The 25,364-nt window shown below is 61.1% G+C and carries 21 protein-coding genes, 1 tRNA gene and 2 pseudogenes; 18 read left to right on the top strand and 6 right to left on the bottom strand.

From position 1 onward, the window contains the following. Positions 1-30 precede the first annotated feature (30 nt). Together OSC50_RS09610 and OSC50_RS09615 are read right to left on the bottom strand one after the other, a co-directional pair. On the bottom strand, positions 31-1,020 hold the full coding sequence (locus tag OSC50_RS09610) for a 2-hydroxyacid dehydrogenase (RefSeq protein ID WP_181076674.1): 990 nt from the start codon (positions 1,018-1,020) through the stop codon (positions 31-33). A 37-nt stretch (positions 1,021-1,057) separates the two neighbouring features. Beyond that, on the bottom strand, positions 1,058-3,811 hold the full coding sequence (locus OSC50_RS09615) for a response regulator (RefSeq protein WP_181076676.1): 2,754 nt from the start codon (positions 3,809-3,811) through the stop codon (positions 1,058-1,060). Between the two features lie 205 nt (positions 3,812-4,016). Here OSC50_RS09615 and OSC50_RS09620 point away from each other — a divergent pair, with 205 nt between their 5' ends. After that, positions 4,017-4,733 carry a response regulator transcription factor gene (locus tag OSC50_RS09620; protein WP_266247794.1) on the top strand — a complete coding sequence of 239 codons (717 nt, stop codon included), beginning with the start codon at positions 4,017-4,019 and terminating at the stop codon, positions 4,731-4,733. Next, positions 4,720-6,090, top strand: coding sequence for a sensor histidine kinase (locus tag OSC50_RS09625; RefSeq protein WP_266247796.1), 1,371 nt, complete (start codon positions 4,720-4,722; stop codon positions 6,088-6,090). The genes OSC50_RS09620 and OSC50_RS09625 overlap by 14 nt, the downstream gene beginning before the upstream one ends. A gap of 3 nt (positions 6,091-6,093) precedes the next feature. Here OSC50_RS09625 and OSC50_RS09630 read toward each other — a convergent pair whose 3' ends face one another. Continuing rightward, positions 6,094-6,609: a DUF2062 domain-containing protein gene (locus OSC50_RS09630; protein WP_181076681.1), complete on the bottom strand. Its 516-nt coding sequence runs from the start codon at positions 6,607-6,609 to the stop codon at positions 6,094-6,096. A gap of 135 nt (positions 6,610-6,744) precedes the next feature. Here OSC50_RS09630 and OSC50_RS09635 point away from each other — a divergent pair, with 135 nt between their 5' ends. From OSC50_RS09635 to murB, 8 genes are all read left to right on the top strand, one after another. Beyond that, positions 6,745-8,970, top strand: a complete 2,226-nt coding sequence (locus OSC50_RS09635; protein WP_266247797.1) for a DNA internalization-related competence protein ComEC/Rec2 — start codon at positions 6,745-6,747, stop codon at positions 8,968-8,970. Positions 8,971-9,069: 99 nt separating this feature from the next. Continuing rightward, complete coding sequence (locus OSC50_RS09640) at positions 9,070-9,705, top strand: MotA/TolQ/ExbB proton channel family protein (RefSeq protein ID WP_159936015.1); 636 nt, start codon at positions 9,070-9,072, stop codon at positions 9,703-9,705. Next, a complete protein-coding gene (locus tag OSC50_RS09645) occupies positions 9,702-10,130 on the top strand; it encodes an ExbD/TolR family protein (protein WP_181076685.1) in 429 nt (142 codons plus the stop codon). The genes OSC50_RS09640 and OSC50_RS09645 overlap by 4 nt, the downstream gene beginning before the upstream one ends. Next, the gene (gene lpxK, locus OSC50_RS09650) at positions 10,130-11,140 is read left to right on the top strand and encodes a tetraacyldisaccharide 4'-kinase (protein WP_181076686.1); all 1,011 of its coding nucleotides are present in this window, start codon (positions 10,130-10,132) and stop codon (positions 11,138-11,140) included. Before OSC50_RS09645 ends, lpxK begins: the two co-directional genes overlap by 1 nt. Before the next feature lie 24 nt (positions 11,141-11,164). After that, the gene (locus OSC50_RS09655; RefSeq protein ID WP_003174668.1) at positions 11,165-11,350 is read left to right on the top strand and encodes a Trm112 family protein; all 186 of its coding nucleotides are present in this window, start codon (positions 11,165-11,167) and stop codon (positions 11,348-11,350) included. Further along, positions 11,347-12,111 carry a 3-deoxy-manno-octulosonate cytidylyltransferase gene (gene kdsB, locus OSC50_RS09660; RefSeq protein WP_181076688.1) on the top strand — a complete coding sequence of 255 codons (765 nt, stop codon included), beginning with the start codon at positions 11,347-11,349 and terminating at the stop codon, positions 12,109-12,111. Before OSC50_RS09655 ends, kdsB begins: the two co-directional genes overlap by 4 nt. Further along, positions 12,111-12,575: a low molecular weight protein-tyrosine-phosphatase gene (locus OSC50_RS09665; RefSeq protein ID WP_266247801.1), complete on the top strand. Its 465-nt coding sequence runs from the start codon at positions 12,111-12,113 to the stop codon at positions 12,573-12,575. The genes kdsB and OSC50_RS09665 overlap by 1 nt, the downstream gene beginning before the upstream one ends. Continuing rightward, positions 12,572-13,591, top strand: a complete 1,020-nt coding sequence (gene murB / locus OSC50_RS09670) for a UDP-N-acetylmuramate dehydrogenase (protein ID WP_266247803.1) — start codon at positions 12,572-12,574, stop codon at positions 13,589-13,591. Before OSC50_RS09665 ends, murB begins: the two co-directional genes overlap by 4 nt. Before the next feature lie 61 nt (positions 13,592-13,652). Here the strand turns inward: murB and OSC50_RS09675 are convergent, their stop codons facing one another. After that, on the bottom strand, positions 13,653-14,324 hold the full coding sequence (locus OSC50_RS09675; RefSeq protein WP_003174664.1) for a Bax inhibitor-1/YccA family protein: 672 nt from the start codon (positions 14,322-14,324) through the stop codon (positions 13,653-13,655). Between the two features lie 152 nt (positions 14,325-14,476). On the opposite strand from OSC50_RS09675, the gene OSC50_RS09680 reads away from it, so the two are divergent. The 7 genes and pseudogenes from OSC50_RS09680 to OSC50_RS26155 form a co-directional block, all read left to right on the top strand. Beyond that, positions 14,477-14,567: transfer RNA gene (locus tag OSC50_RS09680), tRNA-Ser, on the top strand. A 240-nt stretch (positions 14,568-14,807) separates the two neighbouring features. Then, complete coding sequence (locus tag OSC50_RS09685) at positions 14,808-15,251, top strand: GNAT family N-acetyltransferase (protein ID WP_253508184.1); 444 nt, start codon at positions 14,808-14,810, stop codon at positions 15,249-15,251. Between the two features lie 304 nt (positions 15,252-15,555). Further along, on the top strand, positions 15,556-16,176 hold the full coding sequence (locus tag OSC50_RS09690; protein WP_253508182.1) for a hypothetical protein: 621 nt from the start codon (positions 15,556-15,558) through the stop codon (positions 16,174-16,176). Between the two features lie 1,755 nt (positions 16,177-17,931). Beyond that, complete coding sequence (locus OSC50_RS09695; RefSeq protein WP_266247809.1) at positions 17,932-18,660, top strand: hypothetical protein; 729 nt, start codon at positions 17,932-17,934, stop codon at positions 18,658-18,660. Positions 18,661-18,792: 132 nt separating this feature from the next. Then, positions 18,793-19,062, top strand: a complete 270-nt coding sequence (locus OSC50_RS09700; RefSeq protein ID WP_181076734.1) for a hypothetical protein — start codon at positions 18,793-18,795, stop codon at positions 19,060-19,062. A gap of 138 nt (positions 19,063-19,200) precedes the next feature. Beyond that, positions 19,201-19,965, top strand: a pseudogene (locus tag OSC50_RS26150) (PAS domain-containing protein); the annotation flags it as partial. Positions 19,966-20,076: 111 nt separating this feature from the next. Further along, positions 20,077-20,514: pseudogene (locus tag OSC50_RS26155) on the top strand (methyl-accepting chemotaxis protein); the annotation flags it as partial. Between the two features lie 59 nt (positions 20,515-20,573). Here OSC50_RS26155 and OSC50_RS09710 read toward each other — a convergent pair. Continuing rightward, positions 20,574-20,855, bottom strand: a complete 282-nt coding sequence (locus tag OSC50_RS09710) for a hypothetical protein (protein ID WP_181076738.1) — start codon at positions 20,853-20,855, stop codon at positions 20,574-20,576. A gap of 225 nt (positions 20,856-21,080) precedes the next feature. Between OSC50_RS09710 and OSC50_RS09715 the strand changes: the two genes are divergently transcribed. Further along, positions 21,081-23,198 (top strand): TonB-dependent receptor family protein, encoded by a 2,118-nt coding sequence (locus OSC50_RS09715; protein WP_266247813.1) that lies wholly within the window; start codon positions 21,081-21,083, stop codon positions 23,196-23,198. 87 nt (positions 23,199-23,285) lie between these two features. Here the strand turns inward: OSC50_RS09715 and OSC50_RS09720 are convergent, their stop codons facing one another. Further along, the gene (locus tag OSC50_RS09720) at positions 23,286-25,115 is read right to left on the bottom strand and encodes a sigma-54-dependent Fis family transcriptional regulator (RefSeq protein WP_253508173.1); all 1,830 of its coding nucleotides are present in this window, start codon (positions 25,113-25,115) and stop codon (positions 23,286-23,288) included. Positions 25,116-25,364: the final 249 nt, after the last annotated feature.

Below are 25,364 nucleotides of genomic sequence, written 5' to 3' on the forward strand. Positions count from 1 at the left end.
CCTATCATCAGCGCGCTATGTGACCGCTGATCAACCATCAACCTGATTTCGCACCTGGCCGTCGGCCCATGCCGCGATGTTGGTCAGCGTGGTGGTGGCGATGGCCGCCAGGGCCTCGCGGGTCAGGAACGCCTGGTGCGCGGTGATGATCACGTTGGGAAAGGTCAGCAGGCGCGCGAGGACGTCATCCTGTAAGGGCAGGTCGGAGCGGTCTTCGAAGAACAACTGGGCTTCTTCCTCGTACACGTCCAGCCCCAGGTAGCCGAGCTGACCGTCCTTGAGGGCGTCGATCAAGGCGGGCGTGTCCACCAGTGCGCCGCGTCCGGTGTTGATCAGCATCGCCCCAGGCTGCATCTGTGCCAGTGAAACGGCGTTGATCAAGTGCCGGGTGTCTGTAGTGAGCGGGCAGTGCAGGCTGATCACCTGGGCCTGGGCGAGCAGCTCCGGCAGGCTCACGTAGCGCGCGCCGAGCGCCTGCACGTCGGGATTGGGGAAGGGGTCGTAGGCCAGGAGCGCGCAGCCGAATCCGGCCATGATCCTGGCAAAGGTTGCGCCGATCTGCCCGGTGCCGACCACGCCGACGGTTTTGCCCGCCAGGTCGAAGCCGGTTAATCCGTGCAGACTGAAATCGCCGTCGCGGGTGCGGTTGTAGGCGCGGTGCAAGCGGCGGTTGAGCGCCAGGATCAGCGCTACGGCGTGCTCGGCCACGGCGTGGGGCGAGTAGGCGGGCACGCGCACGATGGTCAGGCCCAGGCGCTTGGCGGTGGCCAGGTCGACATGGTTGTAACCGGCCGAACGCAGCGCGATCAGGCGCGTGCCGCCCTTGGCCAGGTGCTCCAGCACTGGGGCGCTGAGGTCGTCATTGATAAAAGGACAGACCACTTCGTGGTGCTCGGCCAGCGCCACGGTGTCGAGGTTCAGCCGCGCCGGCTGGAACTGCAGCTCCAGACCCGGCGGCAGCGGCGCGCCGAGAAAACTGTCGCGGTCGTAGGTTTGGCTGCTGAACAGAATTACGCGCATTGCAAAGCTCCCTGCGTATTCAAATCAATGGGCCGCGTCAGGCGCTGACCCGCGCTTCACTGGCCAATCGGGCGATGGCCATGTCGAGCTCGTCCAGTGCGTGCAAGGCCTTGGCGTCGTCCTGCTTGAGCAGGGTTTCAGCGCGCTGGCAGGCAGCGCGCAGTTGCGGCACGCCACAGTAACGTGTGGCGCCGTGCAGGCGATGCACGCGTTCGATGAGCGCGTTGTTGTCATTGGCTTGGCGAGCGACGCTGATGGCCGTGCGGTCCGCTTCCAGCGAAGCCAGCAACATGGCGAGCATGTCGGCGGCCAGGTCGGTTTTGCCGGCGGCCAGGCGCAGGCCTTCCTCATGGTCCAGCACCGGCAGTTGCACGCCAGGGGCCAGGCCGTCGGTGGTGCGCTCCGGCGCCTGGTTGCGCAGCGCCAGCCCGGTCCATTTGAGTACCACCTGGGCCAATTGCCGTTCGCTGATGGGTTTGGTCAGGTAATCGTCCATGCCGCTTTGCAGCAAGGCGCGTTTTTCGTTGGCCATGGCGTGAGCGGTGAGGGCGACGATCGGCAGCGGCGTGCCATGACGCTCGCTTTCCCACTGGCGTATCGCTTCGGTGCTCTGGCGACCGTCCATGCCGGGCATCTGCACGTCCATCAGCACCAGATCGTAGGCCTCCTGCTTGACCGCGTCGACGGCGGCGTAACCGCTTTCCACCGCGTGCACTTTGGCACCCATGTCTTCCAGCAACGTTTGCACCAGCAACAGGTTCGCCGGGTTGTCATCTACGCACAGCACACGCGGCGCGCGGCTGGACAACGGTTCGCCCGGCTCGCTGCGCGAAGGGCGCGGGCTGATCAGGTCCGACAGCGCCCGACGCAGTTTGCGGGTACACGCCGGCTTGGCCTGCAACTGGCTGTTGGGGTTGGGCACCGACTGATTGAACAGCATCTGCTCAGTGGTAGGGCACAGTACCAAGACCTTGCAGCCCAGGTGCTCCAGGTCCCACAAATGCTGGTTGAGGCGCTCCGGGGGAATGTCGTTGGCCGTCACGCCGAGTACGGCCAGGTCGATGGCCTGCTCAGTCTGATGGGCGCTGGTGATCCCGTTGGTCAGGCTTTCGAGGGTGTTGAACGGGGTGACTTCCAGGCCGCAATCCTCCAGTTGGTGTTGCAGGGCCTGGCGCGCCAACTCGTGGTTTTCGAGGACGGCCACGCGATGCCCCAGCAGCGGCGCGCAGGGCAGGTCCTCGACGTCGTCCCGGGTTTTGGGCAGGTTCAGGCTGATCCAGAACTCCGAGCCTTCGCCAGGCGTGCTGTCGACGCCGATTTCGCCGCCCATCTGTTCGATCAACCGCTTGGAAATCACCAGCCCCAGGCCGGTGCCGCCGGGCTGGCGCGATAATGAGTTATCGGCCTGGCTGAAGGCCTGGAACAGCGCGCGTACGTCCTGGCTGGACAGGCCGATGCCGGTGTCCTGCACGCTGATGCGCAGTTGCACGGTGTCTTCCTGCTCCTCCTCGATCATCGCGCGGGCCACGATGGTGCCCTCGCGGGTGAACTTGATCGCATTGCTGATCAGGTTGGTGAGGATCTGCTTGAGCCGCAGCGGATCGCCCACCAGCGCCAGCGGCGTGTCGCGGTAGACCAGGCTGACAAGCTCCAGCTGCTTGGCATGGGCGGCGGGCGCGAGGATGGTCAGGGTGTCCTGCAGCAGGTCGCGCAGGTTGAATGGAATGCTGTCGAGCACCAGCTTGCCGGCTTCGATTTTGGAGAAGTCGAGAATCTCGTTGATGATGCCCAGCAGGTTGTCGGCGGATTTTTCGATGGTGCCCAGGTAGTCGAGCTGACGCGGCGTCAGTTCGCTTTTCTGCAGCAGGTGGGTAAAACCGAGGATGCCGTTGAGCGGCGTGCGGATTTCATGGCTCATATTGGCCAGAAACTCCGACTTGATGCGGCTCGCCTCCAGGGCTTCCTTGCGCGCCAGGTCCAGCTCGATGTTCTGGATTTCGATGGTTTCCAGATTCTGGCGTACGTCTTCGGTGGCCTGGTCGATGCTGTGCTGCAGTTCTTCCTGGGCGTTCTGCAGGGTCTCGGCCATGCGGTTGATGCCCGAAGCGAGCTGATCCAGCTCCTGGCTGCCCAGCGCGGGCAGACGCGTTTGCAGATTACCGTCCTTGAGCTGGGCCACGGCTTGCTTGATCAGGCCGATCGGCGAGGTGATCGTGCGGCTGATGCGCAGCGCCAGCGCGGCGGTAAAGATCAGCCCGATGGCAATCAACAGCAGGCTGGCGAACAGGCTGCGGTAGCCGCGCAGCAACATGCCGTTATGGGACAGTTCCACTTCGACCCAGCCCAGCAGGCGGTCGCTTTCGTCGGGAATCAGGTCGCCGGCGAGGTTGCGATGCCGGCCGAACACCGGCAACAGGTAACGGGTGGCGTCGTTGCCGGTGCGTTGCAACAGGTGAGAACTGTTGCCTATCGGTGCCGGATTGAGCATGGTCGGGCCGGCGTGGGCGAGGGTGCCGCGGTCGGGCGCGAGGAAGGACACGGTGCGTACATCCTGCTGCTCCAGGGACTGGGTGGCGATGCGCTCCAGCAAGTCCACGTTCCTGCTGCTCAGGGCCGGTGCCACCAGTGGCGCCAATTGCTCGGCGATCATCTCGCCGCGCTGCAGCAACTGGGTTTGCAGCTCCGACAGCTGCATCCAGGTGAAATACCCACCCAACAACAAGGCCATCAGGCTGGTCGGCAACAAGGTCAGCAACAGTACGCGGCCTTTTATCCCCATTCTTCTAAGCACGCCACTCTCCTGCTACTACATTGAAATCAATCGTTCGCGCAGGCATCCCGCCCGCGCCACCTGCGCAGTGTAGCCATTTGCGCGGGGTGGAATCTTGCAAATTCGACACCGCCGACAATCTTCAGGCCATTGGAAGGCGAGCGGCGATTGCCTGCGGCGGGCTAATCTTGAATAATTGGCGATTGAGAATGACTTGCAGACGCTAATGACTCCCGCAGCCAGTATCCTGACCATCGAAGACGATCCCGTGCTCGGTGCCTACGTTCATGAACACTTGGAGCGCAGTGGCTTTCAGGTCACCTGGTGCCAGAACGGCCAACAGGGCCTGGACATGGCGCGCGCGCGTGCATTCGACGTGGTGTTGATGGATATTCTGCTGCCGGGGCTGGATGGCTTGTCGATCCTCACCGATTTACGCAAAAGTCATTCGACCCCGGTGATCCTGATGTCGGCCCTGGGCGCCGAGGCCGACCGGGTCAGCGGTTTTCGCCTGGGCGCAGACGACTACTTGCCCAAGCCTTTCAGCATGCTTGAGCTGCGTGTGCGCATTGAGGCTATTCTGCGTCGCGTGGCGCTTGACCGACGGCCGTTGCCTGCCCGGCCAGCCCTATGCGAAGACGTGCCGGGCCTGCGCTTTGACGATGAGCTGGAGGATGTTTTCCACCAGCAGCACGCCGCCGGCCTGACCCGCAGTGAATTCCGCCTGCTGGAAACCCTGCACCGCAACGCTGAGGAAGTCTTGAGCAAAGCCTTTCTTTATCAGCATGTGCTGCAACGCGGTTATGCCCCCCATGACCGCAGCCTCGACATGCATATCAGCCAGATCCGCCGCAAGCTCAAGGCCATCGGCTACACCGAGCGCGAAGTGCGCACTGTGTGGGGCAGGGGTTATACGCTGAGCGGTCGCGATGACAGCCTTTGAACGTCCTTTGAAGCGCCTGCCGGGCAAGCACTCGTTGTTCTGGAAGCTGGCCTGCCTGTTGATTGCTTTCTGCTTACTGATGATCTGGCTCAGTTGGTCCTGGGGCCGCTACATGGAGCAGCAGAACGCTTATCTGTCCGAAGAGGCGAAATTTACCCTGGGCGGTTATGCGGCGGGCGCGGAGCAGGCTTGGAACCGAGGTGGCCATGCAGGCGTCGATGCCTGGCTGCAGATGCTGGGGGCGCGGGAAACCACCTGGGTCGGCGTGATCGGCAACGACCTGCAATCGTTGAGCAGTTCTCCCCTGAGCAGCTCGGAGAGCCAGCGCCTGACCTTTCTGCGCGGCTTGGACTGGCCGGTGAGCCGGCATGTGAAAGGGCTGCCCTGGTTGAAGATTGCGTTTCCCACCGACCCCGAGGCCGGTTCGTTGGTGATCGAATTGCCGCAGCGTTTTATGCCCGGTCGCTATCAAGTGTTCTGGCGTGTGGTCACCAACGGCGTGATCCCTGGTTTGTTCACGCTGTTGTTGTGCATTGGCCTCTATCGCCTGCTGATCATGCCGCTCAATCAGTTGCGCGAACAGGCCAACGCCTGGCGCGCCGACCAATTGAACACACGCTTGTCGCAAGATGCGACCAGTCGCCAGGATGAGTTGGGCGAACTGGGCCGCGCCTTTGACCATATGTCCGAGCGCTTGCAGGGCACCGTGGTGCTGCAGCAGCAGTTGCTGCGAGACATGTCCCACGAACTGCGCACGCCGTTGAGCCGCCTGCGCGTGGCCTGCGACAGTGAGCAGGACCTGGCGCAGCTGCGTGAGCGCCTGGGCCGGGAAATCGACGCGATGCAGCGGCTGGTGGAAGACAGTCTACAACTGGCCTGGCTCGACGCCGAACGGGCGCCGCTGGTCAAGGAAGCGATCCAATTGCAGGCGCTGTGGGACATGTTGCGTGAAAACGTTTGCTTTGAGAGCGATTGGCCGACGTCGCGCCTGCCGTGCCTGCTGGGGCCTGAATGCTGGTTGCGGGGCAACCTCAATGGACTGGCCCAGGCCCTGGAAAATATCCTGCGCAATGCCATACGGCATTCTCCGACGGGCGGAGTGGTGTGCCTGGACGGGCGGCGCGAAGGGAAGTACTGGCACTTATGGCTGGAAGACCAGGGCGGTGGAATCGATGAGCGGGACCTGGAGCGCATTTTTGCGCCGTTTACTCGGCTGGACGGCTCGCGCCCGGGCGATGGCGGCTTCGGCCTGGGGTTGAGTATCGCGCGCAATGCGCTGCAACGTCAGGACGGCAGCCTGTGGGCGGAAAATACCGGCGCGGGCCTGCGTATGCATTTACGCCTGCCGGCGCTGTAGATCTCAGCCGCGACGCTGTTTGCGTTTCTTCCATTGATGGGCAACCCACCAACGCCAGTAGCCCATGGTCAGGCAATAGGCCAGTGCGCCCAGCACCAGCCCCAGTACCACCGAACCGAGCAGAAAGGGTTGCCACAAGGTGCTTAACTGGCCGCTGATCCATTCCCAGGTCAAGTCGTCGGGAAGGCTGCGCGCGGGGACGTTCATCAGCCAGGCGCCGGTCAGATAGGTGCAAATGAACACCACCGGCATGGTGATCGGGTTGGTCAGCCACACCAGGCTCACGGCGATAGGCATGTTGCCGCGCACCGTGATGGCGAGGATCGCTGCGAGCAGCATCTGCAAGGGAATCGGAATGAACGCCGCGAACAGGCCCACGGCCATGGCCCGCGCCACCGAGTGTCGGTTGAGGTGCCAGAGGTTCGGATCATGCAGCAACGTACCGAGAAACTGTAATGACTTGTGTTCCCTGATACTGGTGGGGTCGGGCATGTACCGTTTGAATAAGCGCCGAGGCATAAGGGGTCCAGGTCGGTTCGAGGGGCAAGTATGCCCGCATTCTATAAACAGGAAATTCAGACTTTGTGACAAAACATCATAGGCCTTGTCGCAGGCCCGTCTAAGACTGAGTGGATCACTTGAAAAGGATGATTCATGAGGACAGGGATGTGTGCGCTTGCGTTGGGGCTGCTGGCGGTGGTGTTCCTACCCACGCTGCCTGCCACGGGATGGCTGATAGGCATGCTGGCGCTGGCGTTGATGCTGTTGCCATTTCGAACCTACCCACTGGCGTTTTTCCTGCTGGGACTGAGTTGGGCGTGTATCGGCGCGCAGTGGGCCCTGAATGACCGGCTGTCGCCGGCGCTGGATGGGCAGACCCGTTGGGTAGAAGGCCGGGTGACGGGGTTGCCGCAACAAACCGAAGAGGCGGTGCGTTTCGAACTGACCGACGGACGGTCGCGGGCGGGTCGATTACCCAAGCGTATTCGCGTGTCCTGGCGTGACGGCCCGCCGGTACGCAGCGGCGAACGATGGCGTTTGGCAATTACCTTGAAACGGCCTGCCGGTCTGCTGAATTTCCATGGCTTTGACCGCGAAGCCTGGCTGCTGGCCCAGCGTGTCGGTGCGACCGGTTCGGTGAAAGACGGCCAACGCCTGGCGCCAGCGCACAATGCCTGGCGCGACGGCGTGCGCCAGCGGCTGCTGGCGGTGGATGCCCATGGTCGCGAGGCGGGCCTGGCCGCTCTGGTGCTGGGCGATGGCTCCGGCCTCACCACTGAGGACTGGCAGGTCTTGCAGGACACCGGCACGGTGCATCTGTTGGTGATTTCCGGGCAACACATCGGCCTGCTGGCAGGCCTGATCTACGGGCTGATCGCCGGGCTGGCGCGTCGGGGCGCCTGGCCGCGAGGCTGGCCGTGGCTGCCATGGGCCTGTGGCCTGGCGTTTGCCGCCGCCCTGGGTTACGGATTGCTGGCCGGCTTCGGCGTGCCGGTGCAGCGTGCGTGTGTGATGGTAGGGCTGGTGCTGTTGTGGCGTTTGCGTTTTCGTCACCTGGGCGTGTGGTGGCCATTGTTGCTGGCATTCAATGGGGTGTTGATCCTGGAGCCGTTGGCCAGCCTGCAGGCAGGTTTCTGGCTGTCGTTTGCGGCGGTGGCGGTGCTGATCCTGGCGTTCAGCGGGCGTCTGGGGCCGTGGAGCCTCTGGCAGGTATGGACGCGGCCGCAATGCGCGATCGCCGTTGGGCTGTTTCCGGTACTGCTGGTGCTGGGGTTGCCCATCAGCCTGAGTGCGCCGCTCGCCAATCTGGTGGCCGTGCCGTGGATCAGCCTGGTCGTACTGCCATTGGCGCTGTTGGGCACCGCCCTGTTGAGCGTGCCAGTTGTAGGGGAAGGGCTGTTGTGGCTCGCGGGCGGCGCATTGGATGGGTTGTTCGTCGGCCTGGCCTGGCTCGCAGGGCACATGCCCGCCTGGCTGCCGGCCCAAGTGCCGTGGGCTGCCTGGCTGGTCAGCCTGCTCGGCGCGGTGGTGCTGTTATTGCCCCGCGGCGTGCCGCTGCGGGGGCTGGGTTGGCCGATGCTGCTGCTGGCGGTATTCCCTCCGCGCGCGCCGGTGCCCCACGGTCAGGTCGATGTGTTGCAACTGGATGTAGGGCAAGGGCAAGCGCTGATTCTGCGTACCCGCAATCACACGTTGCTCTACGACGCCGGGCCGCGTGCGGGAGCGTTCGACCTGGGCGCGCGCGTGGTGCTGCCGTCGTTGAAGAAACTTGGCGTCGCCAAACTGGACCTGCTGCTGCTCAGCCATGCCGATGCCGACCATGCGGGCGGCGCGGTGGCGATCGCGCGAGGCATGCCGGTTGACCGCGTGATCAGCGGAGAAACGCAAAGGCTGCCGGCCCTGCTCGGCGCGCAGGCGTGTGTCAGTGGCCGGCAGTGGGTATGGGACGGGGTGGCTTTTGAATTATGGCAATGGCCTGAGGCTATCAGCGGCAACGCGAAATCCTGTGTCCTGCAAGTGCAGGCCAACGGGGAGCGCCTATTGCTGACCGGCGATATCGATCACGCCGCCGAGCGGGCGCTGCTCGACTCGCCGCTGGCGGTGCCGACCGACTGGCTGCAAGCGCCGCATCATGGCAGCCACAGCTCGTCCTCCTGGGCCTTTCTGGAGCGCCTTGCGCCCCGTTCGGTGCTGATCTCGCGCGGGCGCGGCAACGCGTTCGGACATCCCCATCCGCAGGTCATGGAGCGCTATCGGGCCCTGGGCAGCCGGGTCTACGACAGCGCCGAGCAAGGCGCCGTGCGTCTGCAATTGGGCGCTTTTGCGACCCCGGAGGTTGCGCGCGGTCAACGGCGTTTCTGGCGCGAACGGTTACCCTGACCCGGTATGCGCGACGAGCCTGGGCAATGCCAGGGTCGACGAGCCCCGCTGTCGAACCTATATGGTAAAGTGGCGCACTTTTTCGAGGGGACATTCACTGTGTGGGAATTGGTCAAATCCGGCGGCTGGATGATGTTGCCGATCATCTTGAGCTCCATCGCCGCACTCGGCATCGTCGCCGAACGCCTGTGGACCCTGCGCGCGAGCCGTGTCACCCCCGAGCATCTGCTGGGGCAGGTGTGGGGCTGGATCAAGAACAAACAGCTGGACAAGGAAAAGCTCAAGGCACTGCGCGCCGATTCACCGCTGGGTGAAATCCTCGCCGCCGGCCTGGCCAACTCCAAGCACGGCCGCGAGATCATGAAAGAGTGCATCGAAGAGGCCGCCGCGCGGGTGATCCACGAACTGGAGCGTTATATCAACGCTCTCGGCACCATCGCCGCCATGGCGCCGCTGCTCGGTTTGCTGGGTACGGTGCTGGGCATGATCGATATTTTCAGCTCGTTCATGGGCGCGGGTATGACCACCAACGCGGCGGTGCTGGCCGGCGGCATTTCCAAGGCACTGATTACCACCGCGGCAGGCTTGATGGTGGGGATTCCCTCGGTGTTCTTCCATCGTTTCCTGCAGCGCCGCATCGATGAACTGGTCGTGGGCATGGAACAGGAAGCCATCAAATTGGTGGAAGTGGTGCAGGGCGATCGCGACGTGGATCTGGTTGGAGGCAAAGCGTGAAATTTCGCCGCAAGCAACGGGAAAATGTCGATATCAACCTGGCGTCTTTGATCGACGTAGTGTTCATCCTGCTGCTGTTTTTTGTCGTCACCACCACGTTTACCCGGCAGACCGAGTTGCGGGTCGACTTGCCCGAAGCGGTCAGCGGTTCGCCGGCCGAAGACCAGCAGGTCAAGCAGTTGGAGATCGCCATCAGCGCCGAGGGCGTGTTTTCGGTGAATAACCAGGTGCTGGAGAAAAACGACCTCAACAGTCTTATGGACGCGTTGCAGAAAGAATCCGGCGGCGATACGAAAATGCCGTTGTCCATCAGCGCCGATGGCAAGACCCAGCACCAGGCCGTGGTCACCGCGATGGATGCCGCCGGCAAGCTGGGCTTCAGTCATTTGCGCATGAGCACCGTCGAGGCGGCGAGCCAACCCTGATGGCCATGTCCGATCGATTGCTCAAAGGCTGGTATGAAGGTCATCCGGCTCTGCTGTTGCTGCGGCCGCTGGAAGCCCTGTATCGCCGGGTGGTGCAGCGCAAGCGTGCGCGCTTCCTGGCGGGCGAGGGCGAAATTTATCGGGCGCCCGTGCCAGTGGTGGTGGTCGGTAATATCACCGTCGGCGGCACCGGCAAGACGCCGTTGATCCTATGGCTGATTGAGCACTGCCGTCGCAGCGGCCTGCGTGTAGGCGTGGTCAGCCGAGGCTATGGCGCCAGGCCGCCGCAATTGCCGTGGCGGGTCGAGGCCAGCCACAGCGCCGAGACGGCGGGTGACGAACCCCTGCTGATCGTGCAGCGCTGCGGCGTACCCCTGATGATCGATCCGGACCGCGGCCGTGCGGTCAAGGCGCTGCTGGACAGCGAACCCCTGGACCTGATCCTTTCCGACGACGGTTTGCAACACTACCGCCTGGCCCGTGACCTGGAGTTGGTACTGATCGATGCCGCGCGTGGCCTGGGCAATCGCCGCTGCCTGCCTGCCGGGCCTCTGCGCGAGCCGGCGGAGCGACTGCTGAGCGTCGACGCGCTGCTCTACAACGGTGCCCCCGATGATCGGGACGGTGGCTTTGCCTTCAGCCTGCAACCCACCACGCTGGTCAACCTGCAGACCGGTGAGCGCCTGCCGGTGGATCACTTTGCCAAGGGCCAGGCCGTGCATGCGGTCGCGGGCATCGGCAACCCGCAACGTTTCTTCAACACCCTTGAAACGCTACACTGGCGGCCGATACCCCATGCGTTTGCCGACCATGCGTCGTACAGCGCTGAAGTCTTGAGTTTTACACCGTCGTTGCCGCTGGTCATGACTGAGAAAGACGCGGTGAAGTGCCGCGCCTTCGCCCAGCCCGACTGGTGGTACCTTGCGGTGGATGCGCGGCCATCGCCGGCATTTGTCGCCTGGTTCGACAACCAGTTGATGCGCCTGCTGCCCGCCCGTTTTTTGCCTTAAAACGCTTCTTTCCAGGACATATTCATGGACACCAAACTGCTCGATATCCTCGCTTGCCCGATCTGCAAAGGCCCGCTCAAGCTCAGTGCCGACAAAACCGAGCTGATCAGCAAAGGCGCCGGCCTGGCATATCCGATCCGTGATGGCATCCCTGTGATGCTGGAGAGTGAAGCCCGCACCCTGACCACCGACGAGCGTCTGGATAAATGACCACTGCCTTTACCGTTGTCATTCCCTCGCGCTATGCCTCGACCCGCTTGCCCGGTAAGCCGCTGCAACTGATCGGCGACAAACCGATGATTCAGCTGGTGTGGGAACAGGCCTGTAAAAGCAGCGCCGAGCGGGTGGTCGTGGCCACCGACGACCCGCGGATCATCGAGGCCTGCAAGGGTTTCGGTGCCGAAGCGGTGCTGACGCGAGAAGACCACAACTCCGGCACCGATCGCCTGGCGGAAGTGGCCACGCAACTGGGCCTGGCACCCGACGCCATCGTCGTTAACGTGCAAGGCGACGAGCCACTGATTCCGCCGAGCGTGATCGACCAGGTGGCCGCCAACCTGGCCGCCCATGCCGAAGCGCGCATGGCGACCCTGGCCGAACCGATCGAAGACATCGAGACCCTACTCAACCCGAACGTGGTCAAGGTGGTCAGCGACATCAATGGCCTGGCCCTGACGTTCAGCCGTTCCACGTTGCCGTGGGCGCGTGACGCGTTTGCCAAGCGGCCTGACGTATTGCCGGAAGGCGTGCCTTATCGCCGTCACATCGGTATCTACGCCTATCGCGCCGGTTTCCTGCATGACTTCGTCGGTTGGGGCCCGTGCTGGTTGGAAAACACCGAATCCCTGGAGCAACTGCGGGCCCTGTGGCATGGCGTGCGCATTCATGTGGGCGATGCCCTCGAAGCGCCGCCGGCCGGTGTCGATACCCAGGAAGACCTTGAGCGCGTTCGTCGTTTGCTGGGGGCTTGATGGAAGTTTTGTTCGTCTGCCTGGGCAATATCTGCCGTTCGCCGACTGCCGAAGGTGTGCTGCGCCATAAATTGCGTGAGGCCGGGCTGGCGGGACAGGTCGAGGTGGCGTCGGCCGGCACCGGCGACTGGCACGTCGGCAACCCGCCCGACCAACGCAGCCAGCGGGCCGCGCTGCGGCGTGAGTATGACCTGTCGGCCCAGCGCGCCCAACAGGTGTCGCGCGCCGATTTTGCCCGCTACGATCTGATCCTGGCCATGGACCACAGCAACCTGCGCAACCTCAAGGCGATGCAGCCCGCGCAGGGCAAGGCTGAACTGGACCTGTTCCTGCGTCGCTACGAAGGGGTGGTGGATGAAGTGCCAGACCCTTATTACGAAGGTGAACAAGGCTTTGAGCGGGTCCTGGACTTGATCGAGACCGCCTGCGATTTACTGGTGATCGAATTGAAGGGGCGCTTATGACCTTGCATATGCGAGCGCAGGCGTCGCTCAAGCCATTCAACAGCTTTGGCATTGATGTGCGTGCTCAGCTGTTTGCCGAAGCCCGCAGCGATGATGATGTGCGCGAAGCGCTGGCCTATGCCGCGACGCACGCGCTGCCACTGCTGGTGATTGGCGGCGGTAGTAACCTGCTGTTGACCCGGGATATTCCAGCGCTGGTGCTGCGCATGGCCACCCAAGGTATCCGGGTATTGCACGATGATGGTATGCAGGTGGTGGTCGAGGCCGAGGCAGGCGAGGCCTGGCACCCCTTTGTGCTGTGGACCCTCGCACACGGCTTTGGCGGCCTGGAAAACCTCAGCCTGATCCCTGGCACCGTCGGTGCGGCACCCATGCAGAACATCGGCGCCTATGGCGTAGAGATCAAGGACGTGTTCGCCGGCTTGACCGCCCTGGATCGCCACACGGGTGAGTTGCGCGACTTCAGTCTGGAGGAGTGCCGCTTCGCCTACCGCGACAGTGTGTTCAAGCACGAGACCGGTCGTTGGCTGATCCTGCGCGTGCGCTTCGCCCTCAGCCGTGCCAGCCACCTCAAACTCTATTACGGCCCGGTTCAGCAGCGCCTGGCCGGGCAAGGCATCACCGAAGCCACGCCGAGTGATGTGAGCCGCGCAATCTGCAGCATTCGCCAGGAAAAACTACCGGACCCGGCAGTGCTGGGCAATGCCGGCAGCTTCTTCAAGAACCCGCTGGTGTCCAAGGCGCTGGCAGAGGAACTCAAGGCGTTGTATCCGGATCTGGTGGCATATCCACAAGCCGATGGGCAAATGAAGCTCGCCGCCGGCTGGCTGATCGACAAGGCCGGCTGGAAGGGCTTCCGGGATGGCGACGCAGGCGTGCACGCGCTGCAGGCGCTGGTGCTGGTCAACTATGGCGGCGCCTCAGGGCACGACATCGCCAACCTGGCCCAGCGCATCCAGCATGATATCGCTGAGCGCTTCAAGGTTGAGCTGGAAATGGAACCCAACCAGTATTGAACCCCTGAAAACAAAAATGCCCCGCATCTTTCGATACGGGGCATTTTTTTTCCGCTGTGAATCAGTCGTCGCGGCTCATGATGCCGAAGATCTGCAACAGGCTGATGAACAGGTTGTAGATCGATACATACAGGCTCACGGTCGCCATGATGTAGTTACGCTCACCGCCGTGGATGATGGCGCTGGTCTGAAACAGGATGCACACCGAGGAGAACAGCACGAAACCGGCGCTGATCGCTAGCTGCAAGCCGCTGATCTGGAAGAACATGCCTGCGACCACAGCCGCCAGCAACACGAAGAAACCAGCGGTGATAAAGCCGCCCAGGAAGCTCATGTCCTTACGGGTAATGAGAACGTAGGCCGACAAACCACCAAATACCAGCGCGGTCATCGCAAACGCCGAACTGACCACTTCCGCCCCGCCGGCCATGCCGAGGTAACGGTTGAGGATCGGGCCGAGGATAAAGCCCATGAAGCCGGTCAGGGCAAACGCCGACACCAGGCCCCAGGCCGAGTCGCGCAGCTTGTTGGTGAGGAAGAACAGGCCATAGAAACCGATCAGCACCACGAAGATATTCGGGTAGCCCACACGCATTTGCTGCGCTACGAACGCCATCACGCCACTGAAGGCGAGGGTGAGGGCGAGCAGGCCATAGGTGTTGCGCAACACGCGGCTGACTTCAAGCTGCTCAGCCTGCGCGTTGCCATTCACTGCGTAATTCTGTTCGCGCATGGCGACACTCCTTGGGTTTTGAAACGTTCAGTCGCAAAGATCATAACAGACGCTCTGTAACAAGCGATGGCGAGAGTTTGACAGTGTGTTTCATTCGGGTATTATGGCGCCCGCTGAGACGGGATGGGCTATTATCATCCGTTATCGCACAAGGGAAATTGGCAGAGTGGTTGAATGCACCGGTCTTGAAAACCGGCGGACGTTAATAGCGTCTCCAGGGTTCGAATCCCTGGTTTCCCGCCAAGATTCACACGAAAGCCCCGCTATTGCGGGGCTTTTGCGTTTCTGGGGTTTGGGTCGATAACGCCGGTTTTTGATAGGCGTTCCGAAACGTTGAGGTAGGGTTTCCGAAAACTTGTCTATTTTGACGGCAGTGGCGCCCATCTTTGATGTGCAGCAGTCGCTCAGCGCAGTGGTTCGCGAGCTTTGCGAAAGGCCAGGTGCGCCATATCATCCGGTCTCGTTCAATCAGGGGCTAATGGAATGGCAATACGACTAAGGCAAGCACGCGTGACTGATATCCCAGCGATCTACCGAGGCGAGGAAAGCTATATTCGGTGTTGGGAGCCAGAGCATGAAATTGCGTGGCGCTTGCAGCTGGAGCGACATCTGACGTGCTGGGTGGAAAATTTTGAACGGCTTACAATTGCTCTCATAGGTGATGACTTCGCTGGATACTCGCTTTGGGCGCCGTGTCAAAACCACGCGGAACTTAGCACCATTCACGTAGTGGCGGAGCATAGACGTAGCGGCGTAGGAATGGCGCTTCTGGAGGCGTGCGCGTTGGACGCGGCAGGACAGGGATTCACTCAAATGCATTTAAGTGTACGACCTGACAACCCTGCGAAGTTTATGTACCAGAAAGCGGGTTTTTTTTGCACCGGGACGGGAGCGCATGGATACCTCACGTATGAGCGGCATGCTTGATGGCGCGTCGGTAACGCGCCAGAAGCCGGTAGCCGCCCATGGCATACGATGGCGTCGAGTGCAGATACAGGCGAAAGCCGGGTTACCACCAGCTGAGTTCTCCCTATCCTTGGGGGTGCGAAACCATTGCCGAAATTGTGGTCACGCTGTCAAAGCTAGATCCAGAAATAGGTAAGCGTCCAATCAAGTCATTTACCGATCCGGCTACAAGCACGAGCATGACTGTTTGCCGCCCATGCCGTAAGGTTCGCTACCAAAATCACCACAGCGTTCAAGTGGTGGCATACAGCAAGGAGAGCGAACAATGAACACCTTCAAATCATCAATCCAAAACGTAGCTGCGGCCATAGGCTTCATCGCGGCGTTGACAGTCGGGGGATGCGTGATGATCCCTTACGACACGCCGGAATCAAAAGCCCAAATCCAGCGCGATCTGAAAATCGCACCATCGGATATTCAAGCCGTGTCGGAAACGAACTGGTGCTTGTTCCCATATGGAAGCGAAGGCAGCTGCAGAGCCACTCAAGGCTTGGGAGTGTTGACCAGCAAAGGCCTGATCCTCAGCCTCTACAACAACCACACCTACACTGAAACCGCACGCATCCTCCCAGAGCAAGTGCAATGCGTGAAGACGGTTGGTGGTCGCACTGGGGTCGAGCCGTTCGTTGTTTTCACCAAAGACCGAGCGATCATGCTCGCCGTCATTACGCCGGGTGGGCAAATGAATTTGCCTGTGAAAGTCAGTTTTTTTGATTATCTGACGAAGCCGGGGCAGCACGTCTTCACTGGAACGGATGGCGGCTATGTACGCAAGTCGGGTCGACAGCAAACCGTAGGCGGAATGGTGTCAGGCACTGCCATCCCGTGGCATACAACGGTCGACGTAACCGAGGTTTTTAACCCTTGCCCGCAGGTTACAGATTAACGAGGAGTGGTGCGTTCCCTCGCAAGCGCTGTGCGCAGGTCGAAGCCCTTATGCGTGAAGGATGAATGCCCGAAGGGTGGTGCCGCCCCGGCGGCTCGGCTCGCGACGGCCGCCCTCAAAGAGGCACACCCTCAGAAAGCATGTACAGGCTTTCAGCATCCACTCGAGCATCTGATGTCTCAGGTCGACAGTTGCGCTACCCATTGACAATAAGTGGCAAGAGAACCAGATCCGGCTCTGGGCGTTGGAGTGCAAGAACTGGCTCTTGACAGGGTCGCTACGCGACGGCGAGCAGTCGGATATTGGGCGCGAGTGGTGGAAGTTGGGGTTTGAAGAGTATCTGAAGAGCAAGTCGCTATTTAGCTAATAATCAAGCGCTTCAGGCGGTGTTATGGGGTCCGGCGCGAAACTGCAGTGGATCGAGCTTGGGTATCTGCTCGGCGTTTTTTCGACGACTGACGTGTCTGGATCAACGGTTCTGGGGTTTTTTGGGTTGTCACCTGCGCATTTGGCGACTACCCTGAAAATGTATGAATTGTTACGAACAATTTCGGAAGCGCCTTTTTTCAGGTGCGTTACTTCAGGACGAGGAACGAAAAAATGTTTTCACACGAAGGTCCCGCGCTAGAGCTGTTGATGGGCGTTTTTGCATTTTCGGCACTGCTTCTGATCGTCTGGTGTGTTCATCACCAATACGAGAGAAAGAATCGAAAAAATGTAAAAAAACCACAAAATCTCGGAAACGGGCAGTCAACCTAACGCGACTCCTGCCTCATTGCTTCGAGCCAGTCATTCGCGGCTGGCTCCATCCAATACATCGGGCGTGGATAAGCACCAGTGCCATCTAGGGAATGGGAAGGGAAGAGGTGCCGACGACCGGCCATCGAGCCAGGCCGTCAGCAGAATGGAGTTACTCTACGATACAAATCCAGCGATGATTACGCCGATAAGGTGCGCGCGTGAAGTGCACATCCGACACTAGATTAAGGCCACGTTTCTGCAGTGCTTCGGTCAGTTGTACGAGTGTCTCTGCTTGGATAGTCATTGCTGTTACCTCATCAGATTACTGCGTTCATAATTCTTGACCCGATGGACAACCGGCTAATTCAAATTTTCTACGGTGGTGATAGATGACGGTGGGAAGTGGCGTTTTATTCGCGCGCCTCAGCGATTAACTTGAACTGCTGTTCGCTGCAGCAACCCAAGTCATAACCACCCAGAGGATGCGTCCATGACTGACGAAAAGCAGAAAAAACCCGAGCAGGAAACACCAGCGCACGCTACTGAAGAGGAGCGCGAGCGTTTGAAAGATTTCAATAAGGACGGCATTCCGCCAGGCGCATGCTGATCAGATAGGCTGAGCGTCGCCGTACTCAGCCACGGGCGACGCTTTCCTTTATTCGACACCTTTGCGTCGCTGTGATGCCAACGTGTAGGGCAGCCTGGTTACTTTCCAATCAACAAAAAAGCTGAGCCACCGATAGCAGGCAAATCATCTGCACAACCATTTGAGCTCGAATGGGATGTCTCATTGTTGTGACCCTCGATTACAGTGACCGCTTATGTACGTCGCTGGTCCTGCAAGTATAGATCGTGAAACGAATTATTCACGGCTCTACCGCCTATTTGTCATAACAATCTGGACACCTGCGCCGCACTTTTTCACATTTTCCCGCTCTATCGATGTCCCAACTACGCCGATTCACGCGTGGGCAGACTATTCAGTATCGGGTGCCGATGAATCTCAGATTATCAATGCCAGTCAATTGCCGGGCGCGCTTGCCATTGCTGCTGGCGGTAGTTTGGGTCTTGGTCACCGGCTGCAGCCAGCAGCAGGGTCGCGATATCACCCGGCAATTAAGCAACGGCAAACCCGATGAGTTTTTTCAGACCAGTGTCGATCGCATGGCCACGTTGAGCATGCGTGACAACCTGCAAAGCCTTTATTTGCTGATGGGCAAGCTGTATCTGCGCAACCCCAACCAATGGCGGCAGTCGGGCTACCCGGACGCGGTGAGCGCCGAGCGGGAAATTCGCCAGGCCATCGAACAGCGTCGTCCACTGGCGGCCCTGGGCGAGCGCCGCGACCTGGTGGCGCTGAGTTATTCCCTGAGTCCGGAGTTCAAGGGCGATCGTGTCGGTGCGTTCATCTATGCGGTCGGCAGCATGATCGTGACGGCTCACGGCGGGCGCACGGAGTTCTACCTGACCGATTCGATCAACCCGCAGTTCGTCAGCAACGCTGCACGCAATATCGAGAAGGCCACCTGGCTGCTTAGCCAGCGCCAGGATGCCAATGGCGTTTTACTGCTGTTTTCCAACGAAATATCGGAGGAGGGCAGCAACCTCAGTTTTGCGGTGGAGTTCGGCAAGATCGTGGCGCGTCTCGACTTGCTTACCCAAATGCTTGATGAACGCTACCGACGTATCGGCCTGAACTATGCACAAAGTCTGCTGTTGATGAACTTTCTGCCCGTGCAATGAGCCGACTGCCGCACTGCCTGGTGCGGTGTTTCCCTTTCCCCTGTAGGAAGCGGCCTATCTTGCCTGCCGGTGCTTGAAACACCCCGGCCTGGGCAATAGCCTCGGACTTTTCCGAAAAAACGAGGCCCTACCTTGGGTAAGCGAAAAACGGTTTGGCCTACTGATCGTGAAATACGCCTGCGCTTCATGCTCTTTGCGTTGATCGATGCCGCGACGGTGGAGGGTGTGCCTGCCGATGTGTTGCTGCCGGCCCACAGGTTACTGCGCGATTCGCCGAACGAGGCGCAACTGCTGGGGGCGCTCAAGGACATACTCGGCACTGACGAGATGGCAGGCTTCAGGTTTGCGCCGGGCTCGGAGGCCGACGAGTTGATGCAGACCCTGACGGTGTCCACTCCCTAGGTTTCCCGGGCCCAGGACCGGGAAAAAGCGGCCTGGCGCGTCTTCAACCGGGAGCTATCATGACAGTTCGTCGACCTGTGTTTAAAGCATTGGGCGACTGAGCCGATGCAGTGATGAAAACCCTCAGTGGACGCCAACATGTTTAATCGACGCTTGAAGAAGGACCTTCTGGACCAGGACGATGAACTCTTCCTGCTACGTCAACTCGTCGCGCAGAGTGACCGAGGCATGATTTCCATACGCTTGGATGCCGACTTTCGCATCGCTGCCGTCAATGAGGGCTTTGCACGGGCCCTCGGCTATTCCCGCGAACAAGTGGAGGGGCGCTTGTTGAGTGAGATAGTCCCTGCCTACGTCAAGGATCTACCCTGCTTTCGTAACTTCAACGCCGCGGTCGCGCGCTGTGAACCGGTCAACGATGATTACCGCTACCTGCGCAGCGATGGCAGCCTGGCCTGGTTCCACCTGACCTGGCTGCCCATCAAAGGGCGCGATGGCCAGCTGTCATATGTTCAGGCCTATGGTGCCGAAGTCACCCGCGCCATCGAAATCGGTAAGGAAAACGAAGCGTTCATCAACGCGCTGCTGCGCTCGACGGCGGTGATTCAGTTCAAGCTGGATGGCACCGTGGTCACTGCCAATAAACAATTTCTCGACGCCATGGGCTACACGCTCGAGCAGATCGTGGGCAAGAAGCACAGCATGTTCTGTACCCCGCAGGAGGCCGCGTCGCCCGCATACAGCCAATTCTGGCAGACGCTTAATCGCGGGGAATATGTAGCCAGTCGCTTCAAGCGCGTGGACAGCCGCGGGCATGAAGTGTGGCTCGAAGCTACCTATAACCCCGTGCACGATGCCGAAGGCAACCTGTGCAAAGTGGTCAAGTTTGCCAGTGTGGTGACCGACCAGGTCTTGAGGGAATCCGAGGTCAAGGAAGCCGCAGGAGTGGCCTATGAAGTGTCACAGCAGACCGATGTGACCGCCGAACGTGGGGCGGCGGTCGTGCAGAACACCGTGCAGACCATGCAGAACATCGCCGCGCAGATGCAGTCGGCGACCAGCAGCATCGAGGCGCTGGGCAAGCAATCGCTGCTGATCAGCGCCATCGTGCAAACCATCGGTGGCATCGCCGCGCAAACCAATCTGCTGGCGCTCAACGCGGCGATTGAGGCTGCGCGGGCGGGCGAACAGGGGCGGGGGTTTGCGGTGGTCGCCGATGAGGTCCGGCAACTGGCCAGTCGTACCAGTGCCGCGACCGAAGAGATCGTCAGCGTGGTTCAGCAGAACCAGCGGCTGGCCGATGAAGCCATCGCCGAGATGTTCAGCAGCCGCGAACAGGCCGAGCAGGGCCTGACCCTTGCCAACCAGGCCGGTGCGGTGATTACTGAGATTCAGGGCGGCGCCAAGCAAGTGGTCAGTGCGGTGGGCCGTTTCGCTAACGAGCTGCAATAACCGCCAGCACCCTGCTGGCGGTGTTCTACAGCCGGGCCTGCCTGCCCGGCTGACGGTTTTCAGTCATCCAGGCTGAACGTCAGCCAATGCGCGCCTTCGGCTTCCCGATTGATCTCGACGATCACCCCTTTGATTTCCCGTCCGTTGGGCAGCGTCACCGTGACGTGATTGGCGTGCCCCGGCCATTGCAGCGGGCCGTCCACTTCCAGGCGGGCAATGGTCGGCGTACCTTGCTCCGTCAGTCTGATAGTCACCGATGGGTTGGGGCATTCCTCAGGTTCGGCGCCGAGATGGCGCGATGCCAGGAGTACATCGGCAGTACCTTCGTGTGTCAGCGACATGGGCGTTTCCTTTTCAATGCAACGCGATGAGTTAGGCAGTGGACCTCAACCAAGGCGTAGAGGTTTCGTCGGTGTTGTGGCCCCAAGCCTACGACGCCGTCCGATGTGAGCGTGGGAGGGGTCCGGTTGGTCACTTAGGCGTGACTTGCCGGGTGCCGCTGCCTTCCCAACACTGCCAGCGTGCTCGGCCACGCCGTTCACGCCCCCGAACTCCAAGGATTACCCATGCTGTCGCGTCAACCTGCGTTTCTTTTTGCTGCACTGACTCTGACTTCCTTTGCGCATGCCGATGCGCTGCAATTGGCGCCGGTCGAAGTCACCGGCGGTGAGCCCAGCGCTGGCGAAGTGGCCCGGGCGCAATTGCGCGACGTGCCTGGCGGTACCCATTACATTGACATGGACAGCGTGCAGCAGGGCCGGGTCAGCACCAACGAAGATGTGTTCAAGTACCAGGCCGGGGTGTATGCCAAGGCGGCCAACAACGAAGGGGTCAAGCTGTCGATACGCGGCTCGGGCCTCAATCGCGGCCCCGGCGCCCATGCCTCCGGCCTCTACGAAATGCTCGACGGCCTGCCACTGACCGGCCCCGGCGGCACACCTTACGAGCTCAAGGACCCGCTATGGCAAAGCCGGGTTGAAGTGCTGCGCGGCGCCAATGGCTTCGATCAGGGCGCGCTGGCGCTGGGCGGCGCGGTCAACTATGTGACCCGCACCGGCTACGACGCGCCCAAGCTGCAATTGCGCTATGAGCTGGGCAGTCGGGGCTATGGCCAGCGCGAGATCAGTTCCGGCCAGGTCTCGGGCGATGCCGATTACTACATCAGCCTCACCGATTCCGAGTCCGACGGCTATCAGCACCAGAGTGCCGGCTCGGGCAAGGGGGTTGCCGCCAACTTCGGCTACCGGTTCAACCCGGACCTGGAAACGCGTTTCTACCTGCGTTATCGCGAAACCACTAACGACACCCCCGGCAAACTCACGCGCAATCAGATCAGCCATGATCCCGAGGCAGCCAATACGCTCAATGTCGCTCGCGACTCCAAGCGCCTGCAACCCGGCTCCACCTGGCTGGCCAACAAGACCACCTTGCAGTTGGATGACAACAGTCGGCTCGAAGCAGGCCTGGCATACCACGATTACCCGATGGACCTGCGCGAAGGCACCAATCGCCTGAAAGTGGCCTATACCGATATCAGCGGCACCCTCAATTACATCCGCCAGGACACGCTGTTCGGCCACGACAGCAAAACCACGGTCGGCCTGCGCACCACCCAGGCGATGCCCAACAACGGCACGTCGGAATACGTGCGTACGCCGGCCGGCAATACCGCCTCCTACGCGCCCGGCACCAAGACCCGCGACTACAGCTACCTGGGCTCCGACACCGTACTGCACGTAGGCAACGACCTGGAATTGATGCCGGACTTGTGGCTGACCACCGGTCTGGCGGCGATTTACACCCGTCGCGAAACCGAAGTGACCTACCCGGATACCGGCACGCCGGTCAGTCAGCATGATTGGGACTACGCGCCGCGCATCGGCCTGCGTTACGACTTCACACCGCAGTTGCAGGTGTACGGCAACCTGAGCCGCTCGGTCGAGCCGCCGCACGCATGGTCGATGATTTGGGGTTCCAATAAATATTTCCCCCAAGGCAGCGGCCCGGCCACTGGCCTGCAACGCGAAGGCGTAAAACTGAAAAACCAGACCGCCACCACCCTGGAAATCGGTGGGCGCGGCGAGCAGTGGTTTGGTGAATGGGACCTGGCGCTGTACCGCTCCCAAGTGCGCCACGAGTTGCTCAGTGTAGAGACGCAGGCGCAAACACCGACCAGCAATGCCGTGATCGCCGAATCCAACGCCAGCCCCACCGTGCACCAAGGGCTGGAACTGAACCTGCTCAGCCCGCTTTGGGATGGCGGCCGCAACGGCCGGCTCGCCCTGCGCCAGGCTTACACGTTCAGCGACTTTCACTACCGTGACGACGACCGTTTCGGCGACAACACGTTGCCGGGCATCCCCAGGCATTATTACCAGGCACAACTGCGCTACAGCCACCCGGCAGGCTTTTACAGCAGCCTCAACACCGAGCGTTCGTCGCGGGTAGCGGTGGACTATGCCAATTCCTACTACGCCGCGTCATACACCATCCTGGGTGCAACCCTCGGCTACGACGCCCCCAAGGGCGACTGGCAGGCCTGGGTCGATCTGCGCAATCTGACCAATCGACGCTACGCCAACACCGTTACGCCGGGCTATGACGACAAAGGTTTGGATATGGCGCGCTCTACGCCGGCGCAGGGGCGCGGCGTCTACACAGGTGTGTCGTGGAGCTGGCGTTGAGCCACAGCAGTCTGATCCACATGCCCAGCGCGCATCACAAAAAGCGCGTGATCGTTCTGGGCAGCGAGCTTCTCCGCGCTTAAAACGTCAGTGCTGGCGCAGACGTTTGTACAAGGTATTGCGGCTTACTCCCAGTTCCCGCGCCAAGTGGGAAATATTTCCGCCAGCGGCTTTCAGGCGTTGGTTCAGGTCGCCACTGTCTTCCAGCCCGTCATTGGCCGGCGGTGGCGCTGCCCGGCCCAAGTCGACAAAAAAGTCGTCCGGCAAATGCTCCGCGCGGATCGGCTGTTCTTCAGCCATCGCCAGCGCCACCTGCAGCACACTGCTGACCTGGCGCAGGTTACCTGGCCAGGGGTGTTGCTCGAACAGGGCCAGCACCTCGGCGCTCAAACCGGCCCATTGCGTCGGCTCGCGATGCCGTTGCCACAGTTGCTGGAACAGCGCCTGTTTGTCATGACGTTCACGCAGCGGTGGCAGTTCCAGGGTCAGGCCACCGATGCGGTAGTACAAATCTTCACGAAAGCGCCCGGCCTGTACCAGCTCGCGCAAGGCCCGGTTGGTGGCGGAGATGATGCGCAGATCCACCGGGAACACGTCGCTGCTGCCCACCGGTTGCACGCAGCGCTCCTGCAACACCCTCAGCAGCCGCGCCTGAGTCGGCAGCGGCATGTCGCCGATTTCGTCGAGAAACAGCGTGCCTTTGTCGGCCTTGCGAATCAGGCCGATGCTGCCTTTCTGATTGGCGCCGGTGAACGCGCCTTTTTCGTAGCCGAACAGTTCCGATTCCACCAACTCGGCGGGAATGGCCGCACAGTTCACCGCGATAAACGCCTGGCGGCTGCGGGAACTGGCCTGGTGCAGGGCTTTGACGAATACTTCTTTACCCACGCCGGTTTCGCCGTGGATCAGCAGGGGAATGTCTTTTTCCAGCAGGCGCTCGGCCTGGCGCACGGCTTTTTCCACGCGTGGGTCGCCGAAATGCAGGGTATTAAGCCCGATTGACGCCGGTGGCGGGGGCGCGGGTGGTTCGCTGGTCTTGGGCTCGGTAAACACGCGAGCCTGCACCGGCTGCTGGAGGGGGCGCTTGAGCAGGCACTGGAAGCGGTTGCGCCCGGCCGCCTGCAACGAAAACGGCAAGCCTTCGGGCTGGTTGAGCAACTCCAGCAACGACACCTTGAACAGGCTGTCGATCATCACCCGCGACAAACTGATGCCCAGCAGGTTGTCGGCGCGACGGTTGGCCGACAGTACCTGGCCGCTTTCATCGAAAATCAGCAGCCCCGCCCATTGGCTGTCGAGGTTGCTCAATCCGGTGTTGAAGGTCAGCTGGAAGTGTTCGCCGCGAAACAGGTTGAGGATCAACCGGTTCTCCACGGTCTGGCTCATCATCTTGACCATGCCGAGGGTATGGGAGGGCGGCAGGTAGCTGTCGCTGGACACATCCAGCACGGCGATAATTTCGCGCTGGGCATCGAAGATCGGCGCCGCCGAGCCGGTCATGAAGCGGTTGGCCTTGAGGAAGTGCTCGTCATGCTCGATATGCACCGCCTGGGCACAGGCCAGCGCGGTGCCGATGGCGTTGGTACCGCTGGCGCGTTCCAGCCAGCTGGCGCCGGCGCTGAAACCACGGGCGAGCTTGGGTTCGATAAAACGCTGGGTGCCCCATGACGTCAGGACCTGGCCCTGGTTATCGGCCAGCATGATCAGGCAGTTGGAATTGCTGAGGATATTTTCGTAGTAGGGCAGTACTTCCTGGTGAGTGGTCTGCACCAGGGAGTGCTGGCTCTCCAGCAGTTGGCTGATGCCCTCGGCGGGCAACTGGTCAAAGCTGGGCGTACTTTGGTGGTCCAGGCCAAAGGCGCGGCAACGGCGCCAGGAGTCCTGGATGATGGTGTCGTGAGCCAAGGGTTCGGCCATGGGGTGACCTTCTTTTTATTGTTTTGGGGTCTTGCACGATCTACCTGACGCCACCGGGCCACCTTGGACCTGTGTGTTGAACAGTCAGTCGGGTTCAAAGAGTGTTGTTCAGAACTGTTCACTGTCAACCCCCAAGCTGTTCACTTGTTCAGCCAAATTGTTCACTCCTGAACATCACCTTGAGGCCATTTGCTTGTGAATCAAGCACCTGCATTTTTGGCACGAAACTCGCTCTGACGAATGGCCAGA

This window comes from Pseudomonas quebecensis (assembly GCF_026410085.1).
Classification (GTDB): domain Bacteria; phylum Pseudomonadota; class Gammaproteobacteria; order Pseudomonadales; family Pseudomonadaceae; genus Aquipseudomonas; species Aquipseudomonas quebecensis.